Raw genomic sequence first — 14766 nt, forward strand, 5'->3', positions numbered from 1 at the left:
GGGCCGCTCGGCGGAGCGGCCCTCCGTCTTCATGCGAGGTACGCCAGACCTGGGCGGCCCTCGGTGCAGCGCTCGACCAGCCGACGGGCGACGGTGACCGGGCCGGTCAGCGGATGCGGCGCGAAGGCCGTCAAGGCGGTCGCCCGGGATCCCGGCCCGGCGACGGCGAGCACCTCCGGCTCCACCGCCGTGACCGCGCAGACCAGACCGGTGGCGTGGCCGGGCAGCGGATCGGCGGCGAACGGACGGGGCTCCGCTCGCGCCCACCAGAGGCCGGGGAGGGGCGGCCCACGCGTGTCACGTCGGCCGCCATCCCGTCCCGGGCGGCGACGCCGACCCCATCGCACGGCCGGGACGGAGTCCTCCACGGCCGGCCCGGGCGACGAGCACGGCATCCCGGGCAGGCCTCACGCCCAGCGGCTGCCCCCCCCTCGGGGGCCACTTCGTTGACGGCGACTCCGGGCCGCCGCGCCGGTGTTCGGAGTTCAGCGCACCGGTCACGGCCGCACCGGACGGCAACCTCCCGCGACGCGGGCCCGGTGGGCAGCTCGGTCTGGGCCGGTACGGGCGACTTCACCCCGTGAACTCCCGTGCGCCACAAGGACTTTCCTTGCTTCAACTCTTGACGGTCCCGGGTGCGGGGAGCACATTGGCGGCACCGTGAGAGCGCTCTCAAGCACGCACACCCACGCAGCCGTGAGAGCGCTCTCAGGAAACCCCGCACCCACACCCGAGAGGGCTCCCCATGAACGCATCCTCCGGCATCCCCAGACCCCGCCCCCTGCGGCGCGCGTTCGCCGCCGCCGTCGCCACGCTCGGCCTGGCCGCGGCCCTCGCCACGGCCGCCACCGCGCCCGCCGACGCGTCCGCGCCGACCCCGCCCTCGGGCTGGACCCAGGTCTTCGTGGACGACTTCAACGGCGCGGCCGGCTCCGGTGTCAACACGGCCGACTGGCAGTACGACACCGGGACGTCCTACCCCGGCGGGGCCGCCAACTGGGGCACCGGCGAGGTCGAGACGATGACGTCGAGCACGAGCAACGTCGCACTGGACGGCAACGGCAACCTGCTCATCACCCCCCGCCGCGACGCCTCCGGCAAGTGGACCTCCGGCCGGATCGAGACCACCCGGACCGACTTCCAGCCCCCGGCCGGCGGAAAGCTGCGCGTCCAGGCGCGCATCCAGATGCCGAACGTCACCGGCGCCGCCGCCAAGGGCTACTGGCCGGCGTTCTGGATGCTCGGCGCGCCGTTCCGCGGCAACTACTGGAACTGGCCGGGCATCGGCGAGCTGGACATCATGGAGAACGTCCAGGGCCTGAACACCGACTGGGCCACGATGCACTGCGGCACCAACCCGGGCGGCCCCTGCAACGAGACCTCCGGCATCGGCAACTCCACCTCCTGCACCGGCACCACCTGCCAGGCCGGCTTCCACACCTACGCGATGGAGTGGGACCGCTCGACCAGCCCCGAGGAGATCCGCTTCTACCTCGACGGCGTCAACTTCCACACGGTGAGGGCGAACCAGGTCGACGCGACGACGTGGGCGAACGCCACGAACCACGGCTACTTCCTCATCCTCAACGTGGCGATGGGCGGCGGTTTCCCGGACGCGTTCGGCGGCGGCCCGGACAGCGGGACCGAGCCGGGCCACCCGATGGTCGTCGACTACGTACAGGTCCTGCAGTCCTCCGGCGGCGGCACCACTCCCCCGCCGACCGGCAGCCGGGACGCCTACAGCCCCATCCAGGCCGAGTCCTACGACGGCCAGTCCGGCGTCGTCGCGGAGGCCACCACGGACACCGGCGGCGGCCAGGACATAGGGTCCCTGGCGAACGGCGACTGGGCGCTCTACAAGGGCGTCGACTTCGGTTCCACGGCGGCGAGGCAGTTCTACGCGCGGGTCGCGAGCGGTGCGGCCGGCGGGGTCAGCGGCCTGGTCGAGGTCCGCCTGGACAGTCGCGGCAACGCGCCCGTCGGCAGTTTCTCCGTGGCGAACACGGGTGGCTGGCAGTCCTGGCGGACGGTCCCGGCCAACATCGGCGCGGTGACCGGCAAGCACGACGTCTATCTCACCTTCACCAGCGGCCAGCCGGCCGACTTCGTGAACGTGAACTGGTTCGACTTCGGTCACTGACCGGGCGAGCCCGTGGCGCCGGGGGCCGGCCTTCCGCACGCGTCGGCCCCCGGCGCCGCCGGCATGACGACCGCACCGGCTTCCGTACACCCCGGTCACCGCCGGCAGGTCCGGCGCACGCCCGCCACGCGGCCGTCCGAGCAGGACCCAGGACACCCGGACACAGGTGCGGTGGTCCGGCAGCGCCCCGAGCGCTCAGCGCAGCTCCGCCCGGAAGGCCACCGGCGTCTGGCCGGTGTGCAGGTGGAAGAACTTGGAGAAGTTCGCCGCGTCGGGGAAACCCACGGCGACACCGACGCGGCCGATCGGCAGGTCCGTGTGGGCGAGCAGGCGCTTGGCCTCCAGGACGACGCGTTTGTCGATGAATCCCTTGGGTGTCTCGCCGGTGGCCGCGCGGACGGCGCGGACCAGGGTGCGGCGTGAGTAGCCGAGGGCGTCGGCGTAGGCGCTGACGCTGTGGTTGGTGGGGAAGCCCTGTTCGACGGCGTCCCGGAAGCGGGTGAAGGTGCTGTCGGTGTGCTGCCGTGAGGTCTCGGCGGAACTGGCGGCGAGATGGGCGAGGCGCAGCAGACAGGCGGTCAGACTGTGCCTCAGGACGGCCGTGTGCAGGCTGAGCGGGAGCGTCTCGGTGTCCTCGTACTCGCGGCGCAGCTGGTCGAAGGCCGCCTGGAGCGCGGTGAGCTGGGCGGGGTCGGGGTGCAGCAGCGGCGGCAGGTCGTAGCGGTACAGGCCGGCGGCCTCGACGGTGGCGCGGGGCAGGAACCCGGGTTGCATGGTCAGGACGGTTCCGCGGTACACGGTTCCGCGGGAGAACCGGTGGACCTGTCCGGGGCGGATCCACAGCAGGTCGCCGGCCGCGGCCTCGTACTCGGCGAAGTCGATCATGTGCCGTACCGGGCCGTCGGTGAAGAGCATGACGACGTGGAAGTCGATACGGTGGACGCGGTGCAGGGGGGCGTCGACGTGCCAGCGGTGGTCGGTGCCCATGGGGCCGATCTGCATGCCGACGCCGCCGACGGCCAGGTCGGCCGGGAAGGGGAACGTTCTGATCCCGTCACCCTCAGCTTGGTGTCTTATGCCCGCCATGCCCGGTTCATCCCATCTTTGTCGCGTGATCACTGTCCCAGATTCACCACAGGCTGACACACCCCGACCTTTCCTCGAAAAAGTCAGACTTTTAAGTTTGAACGCGTCCGGCCAGCCATCCCGCACTGAACGAGGACTTCTTGAAGATGACTACGCAGACATCCGACAGCTTCGAGTGGACCGACCTCGACCGGCGCGCCGTGGACACCGCCCGACTTCTGGCGGCCGACGCGGTCCAGAAGGTGGGCAACGGGCACCCGGGCACCGCGATGAGCCTGGCGCCTGCCGCCTACACGATCTTTCAGAAGGTGATGCGACACGACCCGGCCGACCCGGAGTGGACCGGCCGTGACCGGTTCGTCCTCTCCCCCGGCCACACCTCGCTGACCCTCTACACGCAGCTGTTCCTCGCCGGCTACGAGCTGGAGCTGGACGACCTCAAGGCCTTCCGCACCCACGGCTCGAAGACGCCGGGCCACCCCGAGTACGGGCACACCGCGGGTGTGGAGACCACCACCGGCCCGCTCGGCCAGGGCGTCGCCAACGCCGTCGGCATGGCGATGGCCGCCCGCTACGAGCGCGGCCTGTTCGACCCGGACGCCCCCGCGGGCACCTCCCCCTTCGACCACACCGTCTGGGCCATCGTCTCCGACGGCGACCTGGAGGAGGGCGTCTCCGCCGAGGCCTCCTCGCTCGCCGGCCACCAGAAGCTCGGCAACCTCGTCTTCGTCTACGACGACAACCACATCTCCATCGAGGGCGACACCGCGACCGCCTTCTCCGAGGACGTGCTGAAGCGGTACGAGGCCTACGGGTGGCACACCCAGCGCGTCGAGCCCACCGCCGAGGGCGACATCGACGTCCCGGCCCTCCACGCCGCCCTGAAGGCCGCCCAGGCCGAGACCGAGCGGCCGTCGATCATCGCGATGCGCACGATCATCGCCTGGCCGGCCCCGAACGCGCGGAACACCGAGGCCTCCCACGGCTCCGCGCTCGGCGAGGAGGAGATCGCCGCCACCAAGCGCCTGCTCGGCTTCGACCCGGAGCAGACCTTCGAGGTGGCCGACGAGGTCCTGAAGCACACCCGGCGGGCCCTGGACCGGGGCGCCGAGGCGCACGCCGCCTGGGACAAGCGGATCGCCGAGTGGCGGGCCGCCAATCCCGAGCGGGCCCGGCTGTTCGACCGCGTCAGCAAGGGCGAGCTGCCGGAGGGCTGGGAGGAGAGCATCCCGGTCTTCGAGGAGGGCAAGTCGGTCGCCACCCGTGCCGCCTCCGGGAAGGTGCTCCAGGCGCTCGGCCCGGTGCTCCCCGAGCTGTGGGGCGGCTCCGCCGACCTGGCCGGCTCGAACAACACCACCATCGACAAGGCCAGCTCCTTCCTGCCGAAGGGCAACCCGCTGCCCGAGGCCGACCCGTACGGCCGTACCGTGCACTTCGGCATCCGCGAGTTCTCCATGGCCGCGGAGATGAACGGCATCGCCCTGCACGGCAACACCCGGATCTACGGCGGCACCTTCCTGGTGTTCTCCGACTACATGCGCAACGCCGTCCGGATGTCGGCGCTCATGCAGCTGCCGGTGACGTACGTGTGGACGCACGACTCCATCGGCCTCGGCGAGGACGGCCCCACCCACCAGCCGGTCGAGCACCTGGCCTCGCTGCGCGCCATCCCGGGCCTGAACGTCGTCCGCCCGGCGGACGCCAACGAGACCGCGATCGCCTGGGCCGAGATCCTGAAGAGGCACGCCACGCACCCCGCCCCGCACGGGCTCGCGCTCACCCGCCAGGGCGTGCCGGTGTACGCGCCGAACCCGGACGCGGCCAAGGGCGGCTACGTGCTGCGCGAGTCCTCGACGGAGGTCCCGGAGGTGATCATCATCGCGACGGGCTCCGAGGTGCAGCTGGCCGTGGCCGCGCGGGAGCGGCTGGAGGCCGAGGGGATCGGCACGCGGGTGGTGTCGATGCCGTCCGTGGAGTGGTTCGAGGAGCAGCCGCGCGAGTACCGCGAGCGGGTGCTGCCGCCGGCCGTGAAGGCCCGGGTCGCCGTGGAGGCCGGGATCGGCCTGACCTGGTACCGGTTCGTCGGTGACGCCGGACGCATCGTCTCGCTCGAACACTTCGGTGCCTCCGCCGACGCCAAGACCCTGTTCGCCGAGTTCGGCTTCACCCCCGAGAACGTCGCCGCCGCGGCCCGCGAGTCGCTGGCCGCCGCGCGCGCCTGACACCGACGCCCACCGAGCACACCGACGCACACAAGACGCACAAAGAGAGATGAGCACAGTGACCGAAGCAATCCCGACCCCGGGAGCCCTCAAGCGCCTCGCCGACGAGGGCGTGTCGATCTGGCTGGACGACCTGTCCCGCAAGCGGATCACCTCGGGCAGCCTCGCCGAGCTGGTGGCGAGCGGAAGCGCCGTCGGTGTCACCACCAACCCGTCCATCTTCCAGGCCGCCATCGGCTCCGGTGAGGGCTACGAGGAGCAGCTGACCGACCTCGCCGTACGCGGGGTGACGGTCGACGAGGCCGTACGGATGATGACGACCGCCGACGTCCGGGACGCCGCCGACGTCCTGCGTCCCGTGTACGACGCCTCGGGCGGCCGGGACGGCCGGGTCTCCATCGAGGTCGACCCCCGTCTCGCCCACGACACGAAGGCCACGGTGGCCGAGGCCAAGCAGCTGGCCTGGCTGGTCGACCGGCCCAATGTGATGATCAAGATACCGGCGACGAAGGCGGGCCTGCCGGCGATCACCGAGGTCATCGGGCTCGGCATCAGCGTCAACGTGACCCTGATCTTCTCCCTGGAGCGCTACCGCGAGGTCATGGACGCCTACCTGGCCGGCCTGGAGAAGGCCCGCGAGCGGGGCGTCGACCTGGCCACGATCCACTCGGTGGCGTCCTTCTTCGTCTCCCGCGTGGACAGCGAGATCGACAAGCGGCTGACCGCCCTCGGCACCGACGAGGCCCTCGCGCTCAAGGGCCGCGCGGCCCTGGCCAACGCGCGCCTCGCCTACGAGGCGTACGAGGAGGTCTTCGCGTCCGACCGCTGGCTGGCGCTGGCCGGGGACAAGGCGAACAAGCAGCGCCCGCTGTGGGCGTCCACCGGTGTGAAGGACCCCGCGTACAAGGACACCCTGTACGTGGACGAGCTGGTCGCGCCGGGCACCGTCAACACCATGCCGGAGGCCACGCTGAACGCGGTCGCCGACCACGGCGAGATCACCGGCGACACGGTGACCGGCGGCTATGCGCAGGCCCGTGCCGACCTGGCAGCCGTCGAGCGGCTCGGCATCTCCTACGACGAGGTCGTCCGGCAGCTGGAGAACGAGGGTGTCGCCAAGTTCGAGGTGGCCTGGCAGGACCTTCTGGACGCCGTTGCGAAGTCCCTGAAGAGCAAGGGAGTTGACGCCCGATGACCGAGAACGCACCCGCCCAGGCGCCCGCACCCGAGGAGGTGCGCGTGCCGGTGGCCCCGGCCGTCGACTGGGTGAACCCGCTGCGGGACGCCCGCGACCGCCGGCTCCCCCGCATCGCCGGGCCGTCGGGCCTGGTCATCTTCGGGGTGACCGGTGACCTGTCCCGCAAGAAGCTGATGCCGGCCGTGTACGACCTGGCCAACCGCGGTCTGCTGCCGCCGGGCTTCTCCCTCGTCGGGTTCGCCCGCCGGGACTGGGCCGACCAGGACTTCGCGCAGGTCGTGCACGACGCCGTGAAGGAGCACGCCCGCACCCCGTTCCGTGAGGAGGTGTGGCAGCAGCTCGCCGAGGGCATGCGGTTCATCCCCGGCGACTTCGACGACGACACCGCGTTCAAGCAGCTGAAGGACGCCGTCGACGAGCTGGACTCCTCCCGGGGCACCGGCGGCAACTTCGCCTTCTACCTCTCGGTGCCGCCGAAGTTCTTCCCGAAGGTCGTGCAGCAGCTGAAGAAGCACGGCCTGGCCAGCCCGCCGGAGGGCTCCTGGCGCCGCGCGGTCATCGAGAAGCCGTTCGGGCACGACCTGGACAGCGCGCGTGAGCTGAACAAGATCGTGCACGAGGTGTTCGAGCCGGACCAGGTGTTCCGCATCGACCACTACCTCGGCAAGGAGACCGTCCAGAACATCCTGGCGCTGCGCTTCGCCAACCAGATGTACGAGCCGATCTGGAACCGCTCGTACGTGGACCACGTGCAGATCACGATGGCCGAGGACATCGGCATCGGCGGCCGGGCCGGCTACTACGACGGCATCGGCGCCGCCCGGGACGTCATCCAGAACCACCTGCTCCAGCTGATGGCGCTGACCGCCATGGAGGAGCCGATCGCGTTCGACGCGGAGGCGCTGCTCACCGAGAAGCTGAAGGTGCTGAAGTCGGTGCGGCTGCCGGAGGACCTGGGCCGGCACACCGTGCGCGGCCAGTACGCCGCCGGCTGGCAGGGCGGCGAGAAGGTCGTCGGCTACCTCCAGGAGGACGGCATCGACCCCAAGTCGAAGACCGACACCTTCGCCGCGATCAAGCTGGGCATCGACAACCGGCGCTGGGCGGGCGTCCCCTTCTACCTGCGCACCGGCAAGCGGCTCGGCCGCCGGGTCACCGAGATCGCGGTGGTCTTCAAGCGGGCCCCGCACTCGCCGTTCGACTCCACCGCCACCGAGGAGCTGGGCCAGAACGCGATCGTGATCCGCGTCCAGCCGGACGAGGGCATGACCGTGCGGTTCGGCTCGAAGGTTCCGGGCACGTCGATGGAGATCCGGGACGTGTCGATGGACTTCGCCTACGGCGAGTCGTTCACCGAGTCGAGCCCGGAGGCGTACGAGCGGCTCATCCTGGACGTACTGCTCGGCGACGCCAACCTGTTCCCCCGCCACCAGGAGGTGGAGGAGTCCTGGAAGATCCTCGACCCGATCGAGGAGTACTGGGCGGCGCACGGCAGGCCGGCGCAGTACGCGTCGGGCAGCTGGGGACCGAGGGAAGCCGACGAGATGCTCGCACGAGACGGACGGAGCTGGCGCAGGCCATGAAGATCGACCTGACCGACACCACGGCAAGCAAGATCAACAAGGCGTTGGTGCAGGGCCGCCGCGCCATCGGGACGCCCGCCGTGGGCATGGTCCTGACGATGGTCATCGTCACGGACGAGGAGAACGCCTACGACTCGATCAAGGCGGCCGAGGAGGCCTCGCACGAGCACCCCTCGCGCACCCTGGTCGTCATCCGGAGGCAGGCCCGCACCCTGCGGGACCGCACCCACTCGCGGCTCGACGCCGAGGTCCGGGTCGGCTCCGAGGCCGGCACCGGCGAGACGGTGGTGCTGCGCACGTACGGCGAGGTGTCCGACCACGCCGACTCGGTGGTGCTGCCGCTGCTGCTGCCGGACGCCCCGGTGGTCGTGTGGTGGCCGGTGGACGCGCCCGAGGCGCCGTCCAAGGACCCGCTGGGCGCGCTCGCCCAGCGCCGGATCACCGACCTGTACGCCGTCGACCGGCCGCTGGAGGTCCTGGAGACCCGGGCCCGCACCTACGCCCCCGGTGACACCGACCTCGCCTGGACCCGGCTGACCCTGTGGCGGTCGATGCTGGCCGCGGCCCTGGACCAGGCCCGCGTGAAGGTGACCTCGGCGGCCGTCGAGGCCGAGGCCGACAACCCCAGCGCCGAGCTGCTCGCCCGCTGGCTCCAGGCCCGCCTGGGCGTCCCGGTGGACCGGGTGCACAGCGCCGGCCCGTTCGTGACGACCGTACGCCTCGGCACCGCCAACGGCGAGATCGTCGTCGACCGCCCCGAGGGCCCGCTGGCCACGCTGACCCTGCCGGGCCAGCCGCCGCGCACCCTCGCCCTGAAGGTCCGCCCCACCTCCGAACTCATCGCCGAGGAACTGCGCCGCCTCGACGCCGACGAGATGTACGCCATCGCCCTCCAGGGCGAGGGCACCGAGGAGAACGCCTGACATGGCCGAGTACCCGAAGCTCACCCACCGGCCCGAGTGGACGGCCCTCGCCGACCACCGCGCCCAGGGCCAGCCGCACCTGCGCGAGCTGTTCGCGGCGGACCCCGGCCGCGCCGAGCGGTACGTCGTGCGGGTCGGCGACCTGCACATCGACTACAGCAAGCAGCTGATCACCGACGAGACCCTGGCCCTGCTCCAGGAGCTGGCCACCGCCACCGGCGTGTTCGCGCTGCGCGACGCCATGTTCCGCGGTGAGCGGATCAACCTCACCGAGGACCGGGCGGTGCTGCACACCGCGCTGCGCGCCCCGCGGGACGCGGTGATCGAGGTCGACGGCGAGAACGTCGTGCCGAAGGTGCACGCCGTGCTGGACAAGATGGCTGGCTTCGCCGAGCGGGTCCGCTCCGGCGAGTGGACCGGGCACACCGGCCAGCGCATCAAGAACGTCGTGAACATCGGCATCGGCGGCTCCGACCTCGGGCCCGCGATGGCCTACGAGGCCCTGCGTCCGTACACCGCACGGGACCTGACGTTCCGGTTCGTGTCGAACGTGGACGGCTCCGACCTGCACGAGGCCACCCGCGACCTGGACCCGGCCGAGACGCTGTTCATCGTGGCGTCCAAGACGTTCACCACGATCGAGACGATCACGAACGCCACCTCCGCCCGCTCGTGGCTGCTCGACGCCTTCGAGGGCGACGAGAAGGCCGTGGCCAAGCACTTCGTGGCGCTGTCCACGAACGCCGGCAAGGTCACCGAGTTCGGCATCGACCCCGACAACATGTTCGAGTTCTGGGACTGGGTCGGCGGCCGGTACTCCTACGACTCCGCCATCGGCCTCTCCCTGATGATCGCCATCGGCCCGGACCGGTTCCGCGAGATGCTGGACGGCTTCCGGATCGTCGACGACCACTTCCGCACCGCCCCCGCCGAGGCCAACGCGCCGCTGCTGCTGGGCCTGCTGGGCATCTGGTACGACAACTTCTTCGACGCCCAGACCCACGCGGTGCTGCCGTACTCGCACTACCTGTCGAAGTTCACCGCCTACCTCCAGCAGCTGGACATGGAGTCCAACGGCAAGTCGGTGCAGCGCGACGGCAAGCCGGTGGAGTGGCAGACCGGCCCCGTCGTGTGGGGCACGCCCGGCACCAACGGCCAGCACGCCTACTACCAGCTGATCCACCAGGGCACCAAGCTCATCCCGGCCGACTTCATCGGCTTCGCCCGCCCCATCGGCGAACTGAGCGAGGAACTCAAGGCCCAGCACGACCTGCTGATGGCCAACTTCTTCGCCCAGACCCAGGCGCTCGCCTTCGGCAAGACCGCCGAGGAGGTCCGCGCGGAGGGCGTGGCCGAGGAGCAGGTCGCGCACCGCACCTTCCGCGGCGACCACCCCACCACCACCATCCTCGCCACCGAGCTGACCCCGTCGGTGCTCGGCCAGCTGATCGCCCTCTACGAGCACAAGGTGTTCGTCCAGGGCGCGGTGTGGAACATCGACTCCTTCGACCAGTGGGGCGTGGAGCTGGGCAAGGTCCTCGCCAAGCGCGTCGAACCCGCACTCACCGAAGGCGCGGACGTGCCCGGTCTCGACCCGTCCACCACGGCCCTCGTCGCCGCCTACCGCACTCTCAAGAACGCATCGGAGAACTGATCATGCAGCTCGGTCTCATCGGTCTCGGCAAGATGGGCGGCAACATGCGCGAGCGGATCCGCCGCGCCGGCCACACCGTCATCGGCTACGACCGCAACCCTGAGGTCTCCGACGTCAAGAGCCTCGCCGAACTGGTCGAGAAGCTCGACGCCCCCCGCCACGTGTGGGTGATGGTCCCGGCCGGCACGGCCACCCAGACCGTCATCGACGAACTCGGCGACCTGCTGTCCCCCGGCGACACCGTGATCGACGGCGGCAACTCCCGCTGGACGGACGACGAGAAGCACGCCGCCGCGCTCGGCATCAAGGGCATCGGCTTCGTCGACGCCGGTGTCTCCGGCGGTGTGTGGGGCCTGGAGAACGGCTACGCGCTCATGGTCGGCGGCGACAAGGAGAACGTGGAACGGCTCCAGCCGATCTTCGACGCGCTCAAGCCGGAGGGCCCGTACGGCTACGTCCACGCGGGCCGGGTCGGCGCCGGGCACTTCTCCAAGATGGTCCACAACGGCATCGAGTACGCCATGATGCAGGCCTACGCCGAGGGCTGGGAGCTGCTGGAGAAGGTGCACTCCGTGGAGAACGTACGCGAGGTGTTCCGCTCCTGGCAGGAGGGCACGGTCATCCGCTCCTGGCTGCTGGACCTCGCGGTCAACGCCCTGGACGAGGACGAGCACCTGGAGAAGCTGCGCGGCTACGCGGAGGACTCCGGCGAGGGCCGCTGGACCGTCGAGGCGGCCATCGACAACGCCGTGCCGCTGCCCGCGATCACCGCGTCCCTGTTCGCCCGGTTCGCCTCCCGGCAGGACGACTCCCCGCAGATGAAGATGATCGCCGCGCTGCGCAACCAGTTCGGCGGCCACGCGGTCGAGAAGAAGGACTGACCTGCCGTGGGGGACCTCCTGCTGGTCCGTCACGGTGAGACGGAGTGGAGCCTGTCGGGACAGCACACCAGCTGGACCGACCTGCCCCTCACGGAGCACGGCGAGGAACAGGCCAAGTCCCTCGCCCCGCTCCTCACCGGACGGACCTACGCCCTGGCGCTGGCCAGCCCGCTGGGCCGCGCCCTGCGCACCGCCGAACTGGCGGGCATACCCGGGGTCGTGCCCGACCCCGACCTGCACGAGTGGGACTACGGCGGCTACGAGGGCATCACCACCGCCGAGATCCACCGCTCCCGGCCCGACTGGGACCTGTGGACCGACGGCGTGCCGCCGGGGCCCGAGGGGCACCCGGGCGAGTCACCGGATCAGATCGGCGACCGCGCCGACCGGGTCCTGGCCCGCCTGTCCCCGGCCCTGGCCGAGGGGGACGTGATCCTCGTCGCCCACGCCCACTTCCTGCGCGTCCTCACCGCGCGCCGGCTGGGCCTGCCGCCCGCCGAGGGCCGGCTGTTCCAGCTGGCCACGGGCACGGTCAGCCGTCTGTCCACGGAGCACGACCGCCCGGTGATCGCGGAGTGGAACGTCCGGCCGTAGCCGGCACCGCTCAGCCGTGTGCCCCCGGTCCGCCGACAACGGCGCACCGGGGGCACACGCGTGCAACGGCACGACCACCGGATGGTCGGGCAAGGGCCGGCTCGTCGCCTTCATCCCCGCCGAGCACGCCGAGGCCGCCCTGCGCGCCCACCCGCGGGGCACGGGTGCCGCCCTCATCGGCGAGCGCGCCGCGGACCACCCCGGCAGGGCCGCCGCCGCCACCGGCCCCGGCGGCACCCGCGTGCAACGCCCCGGCAGCGGGAGCGGATTGACAGGTGCCTGCCCGCCGGGTGAGAGTCCCGCTGGTGGAGATCGACGATCTGACGGCGGCCGAGGAACGGGTGTGGCGGGCGTTCCCGCGCGGGGAGGCCGTGGACTTCCGGGGGGCGCCCGACGAGGACCCCGCCGACGGGGCGGGCTGGGGCGCCGAACGGACCGTGCGCGCCCGGGTGCTGCGGGCGCTGCTCCTCGACGGGCCCCGGCAGGAGGGGGAGACGGCCGCGCTCAGTCTGGCGGGCGCCCGGATCACGGGCCGGCTGGATCTGCAGTACGCGACCATCGACCACCCGGTACGGCTGCGGCACTGCCACTTCGACGAGGCCCCGCGGTGCCACGCCGCCCGGCTCCGTGAACTCAACCTCAGCGAGTCCGCCCTGCCCGGACTGGTCGCCCACGCCGTGCAGGTCGACGGCGTCGTGCGGCTGACCCGCGCCCGGTGCGCGGGAATCGTGCGGCTGGGCGGCGCCCGGATCGCCGGCAGCCTGTACCTGGAGGGCGCCGAGGTGGCCGCGCCGGACGCGGAGGAGCCGGTGCTCCAGCTCAACCAGGCGGCGGTCGGTGCCGATCTGTGGGCGCCGGGGTTGCGCACCCGGGGGCAGATCCGGCTGAGCGGCGCGACCGTCGCCGGGTCGGTCAACCTCGGCGAGGCGCGGCTCGACAACCCCCGGGGCGCCGCGCTGGAGGCGGAGACCTTCGCCGTCGGCGGCGACATGCTGGTGCGGTACGCGCGGGTGCGCGGCTCGATGGGCCTGCGGGGCTCCCGTATAGCCGGGCGGCTCGACCTGTCGTACACCGCCCTCTCCCATCCGGGCGGTTCGGCGCTGCGGGCCAGCAGCACGGCCATCGGCGAACTCTGGCTGCGCGAGGGGCCTGCCATGGACGGCGCCCTCAACCTGCGCCGCGCGCAGATCGACGTGCTGTTCCTGGAACCGGAGTCGGCACCCGGCGAGGTCCTCCTCAACCACCTGTCGTACACCTCCCTCGTCCCGCACGAGCCCGCCGAGCGCCGCCTGCCCATGCTGGAGCGGGACCGCGACGGATACAGCCCGCACGCGTACGAGCAGTTGACGGCCGCCTACCGGCGCGTCGGCGACGACCACGCGGCCCGGCTGGTACAGCTCGCCAAACAGCGCCGGCACCGCCGCACCCTCCCCTGGTACGGCCGGCTGTGGGGTCTGGTCCAGGACGTCACCGTCGGCTACGGCTTCCGGCCGCTGCGCGCCGCCGGCTGGCTGCTGTCACTGCTCGCGCTCGGTTCCGTCGCCTTCGCGCTGCACCACCCCCCGCCGCTGAAGGCGGGCGAGGCACCGCCGTTCCAACCGGTGTTCTACACGCTCGACCTGCTGCTGCCGGTGATCTCCTTCGGGCAGGACTCCGCGTTCGCACCGCGCGGCGGCTGGCAGGTGCTCGCCTACGTCCTCGTCCTCGCCGGCTGGATCCTGGCGACGACGGTGATCGCCGGTGTCACCCGTGCCGTCAGCCGCCCGTGAGGCCCCGCACCGCGTGCTGGGCCGCCAGCCGCACCGGCGCGTTCGCGGCGCCGTACCCCTCGTAGCCCGGATCGCGCTGGACCAGCTCGAAGAAGACCCGGCCGACGGTCTCGGTGTAGCAGTGCCGGAAGGCGCCGCCCGCGTCGCGGTCGTAGAGGATGCCGAGGTCGCGGTACGTCTCCAGCTCCCCGTCGGCGAACTCGTACCGTGCGGCCAGGTCGTCGTGGTAGTTGGCCGGTATCGGCAGCAGCCGTCCCCCTGCCGCGCGGAAGGCCCGGGCGGCGGCCACCACGTCGTCCACGGCGAGGGCGATGTGCGCCGCGTGCGCGGTGTCGTCACCCGGGGCCGCGCCGACCGCGAGGGCGATGCGGACGCTGCCGTCGGCGTTGGTGACGGCACGGCTGCGCAGGAGACCGTAGGGGTCGGCGAGGTCGACGCTCTCCTGGGCGTGCAGGCCGAGGACGCTGCGGTGGAACAGCGTCGCCTCGTCGAAGTGGTGCCAGGGCTGGACGAGGGCGAGGTGGTCGATGCGGGCGGGCGGCCCGGGGACGTCCGCCAGGTCCTCGAAGTCGGCACGCCAGTCGGGGAGTCCGGGGCGGCCGGTGGCGCAGAAGAAGAGTTCCGTGCCGTCGGGTGCGGCCACCGCGTCGAGCGGGACGTCCTCGGGGGCGCGGCGCCGGGGCAGCACCGGCGCCAGCAGGGCCTCGGCGCGCCGG

Annotated in this window: 11 protein-coding genes and 2 pseudogenes; 10 read left to right on the forward strand and 3 right to left on the reverse strand. The window is 71.9% G+C overall.

What is annotated here, in order from left to right; genetic code table 11:
* Positions 1-29: 29 nt before the first annotated feature.
* Positions 30-245 (reverse strand): annotated as a pseudogene (locus ABZV94_RS24680) (6-phospho-beta-glucosidase); the annotation flags it as partial.
* 500 nt (positions 246-745) lie between these two features.
* Between ABZV94_RS24680 and ABZV94_RS24685 the strand changes: the two are divergent.
* Positions 746-2140 carry a glycoside hydrolase family 16 protein gene (locus ABZV94_RS24685; RefSeq protein ID WP_356343736.1) on the forward strand — a complete coding sequence of 465 codons (1395 nt, stop codon included), beginning with the start codon at positions 746-748 and terminating at the stop codon, positions 2138-2140.
* A gap of 195 nt (positions 2141-2335) precedes the next feature.
* Here ABZV94_RS24685 and ABZV94_RS24690 read toward each other — a convergent pair whose 3' ends face one another.
* Entirely contained in the window at positions 2336-3226 is an 891-nt protein-coding gene (locus ABZV94_RS24690; protein ID WP_356343738.1) for an AraC family transcriptional regulator, read from the reverse strand.
* A 146-nt stretch (positions 3227-3372) separates the two neighbouring features.
* Between ABZV94_RS24690 and tkt the strand changes: the two genes are divergently transcribed.
* From tkt to ABZV94_RS24735, 9 genes and pseudogenes are all read left to right on the forward strand, one after another.
* Complete coding sequence (gene tkt, locus ABZV94_RS24695; RefSeq protein WP_356343740.1) at positions 3373-5448, forward strand: transketolase; 2076 nt, start codon at positions 3373-3375, stop codon at positions 5446-5448.
* Between the two features lie 49 nt (positions 5449-5497).
* The gene (gene tal, locus ABZV94_RS24700) at positions 5498-6643 is read left to right on the forward strand and encodes a transaldolase (RefSeq protein ID WP_356343742.1); all 1146 of its coding nucleotides are present in this window, start codon (positions 5498-5500) and stop codon (positions 6641-6643) included.
* Positions 6640-8229 (forward strand): glucose-6-phosphate dehydrogenase, encoded by a 1590-nt coding sequence (gene zwf, locus ABZV94_RS24705; protein WP_356343744.1) that lies wholly within the window; start codon positions 6640-6642, stop codon positions 8227-8229. Before tal ends, zwf begins: the two co-directional genes overlap by 4 nt.
* On the forward strand, positions 8226-9152 hold the full coding sequence (gene opcA, locus ABZV94_RS24710) for a glucose-6-phosphate dehydrogenase assembly protein OpcA (protein ID WP_356343747.1): 927 nt from the start codon (positions 8226-8228) through the stop codon (positions 9150-9152). Before zwf ends, opcA begins: the two co-directional genes overlap by 4 nt.
* Position 9153: 1 nt before the next feature.
* On the forward strand, positions 9154-10806 hold the full coding sequence (gene pgi, locus ABZV94_RS24715; RefSeq protein ID WP_356343748.1) for a glucose-6-phosphate isomerase: 1653 nt from the start codon (positions 9154-9156) through the stop codon (positions 10804-10806).
* Between the two features lie 2 nt (positions 10807-10808).
* Positions 10809-11687, forward strand: a complete 879-nt coding sequence (gene gnd, locus ABZV94_RS24720; RefSeq protein ID WP_356343750.1) for a phosphogluconate dehydrogenase (NAD(+)-dependent, decarboxylating) — start codon at positions 10809-10811, stop codon at positions 11685-11687.
* A 6-nt stretch (positions 11688-11693) separates the two neighbouring features.
* Positions 11694-12281 (forward strand): histidine phosphatase family protein, encoded by a 588-nt coding sequence (locus ABZV94_RS24725; protein WP_356343752.1) that lies wholly within the window; start codon positions 11694-11696, stop codon positions 12279-12281.
* Positions 12282-12363: 82 nt separating this feature from the next.
* Positions 12364-12525 (forward strand): annotated as a pseudogene (locus ABZV94_RS24730) (hydrogenase expression/formation protein HypE); the annotation flags it as partial.
* Between the two features lie 61 nt (positions 12526-12586).
* The gene (locus ABZV94_RS24735) at positions 12587-14050 is read left to right on the forward strand and encodes a membrane-associated oxidoreductase (protein ID WP_356343754.1); all 1464 of its coding nucleotides are present in this window, start codon (positions 12587-12589) and stop codon (positions 14048-14050) included.
* Here ABZV94_RS24735 and ABZV94_RS24740 read toward each other — a convergent pair.
* Positions 14037-14766, reverse strand: a 730-nt coding sequence (locus tag ABZV94_RS24740) for a VOC family protein (RefSeq protein WP_356343756.1), incomplete at its 5' end; no start/stop codon positions are given. The two genes, ABZV94_RS24735 and ABZV94_RS24740, sit on opposite strands and share 14 nt — an antisense overlap.

Origin of the sequence: Streptomyces sp. NPDC004658, assembly GCF_040609555.1 — a bacterium.
Taxonomy (GTDB): Bacteria; Actinomycetota; Actinomycetes; order Streptomycetales; family Streptomycetaceae; genus Streptomyces.

Coding starts and splice junctions, on each gene's coding strand:
- ABZV94_RS24685 (WP_356343736.1), top strand. CDS start 746: ATGAACGCATCCTCCGGCATCCCCAGACCCCGCCCCCTGCGGCGCGCG.
- ABZV94_RS24690 (WP_356343738.1), bottom strand. CDS start 3,226: ATGGCGGGCATAAGACACCAAGCTGAGGGTGACGGGATCAGAACGTTC.
- tkt (WP_356343740.1), top strand. CDS start 3,373: ATGACTACGCAGACATCCGACAGCTTCGAGTGGACCGACCTCGACCGG.
- tal (WP_356343742.1), top strand. CDS start 5,498: ATGAGCACAGTGACCGAAGCAATCCCGACCCCGGGAGCCCTCAAGCGC.
- zwf (WP_356343744.1), top strand. CDS start 6,640: ATGACCGAGAACGCACCCGCCCAGGCGCCCGCACCCGAGGAGGTGCGC.
- opcA (WP_356343747.1), top strand. CDS start 8,226: ATGAAGATCGACCTGACCGACACCACGGCAAGCAAGATCAACAAGGCG.
- pgi (WP_356343748.1), top strand. CDS start 9,154: ATGGCCGAGTACCCGAAGCTCACCCACCGGCCCGAGTGGACGGCCCTC.
- gnd (WP_356343750.1), top strand. CDS start 10,809: ATGCAGCTCGGTCTCATCGGTCTCGGCAAGATGGGCGGCAACATGCGC.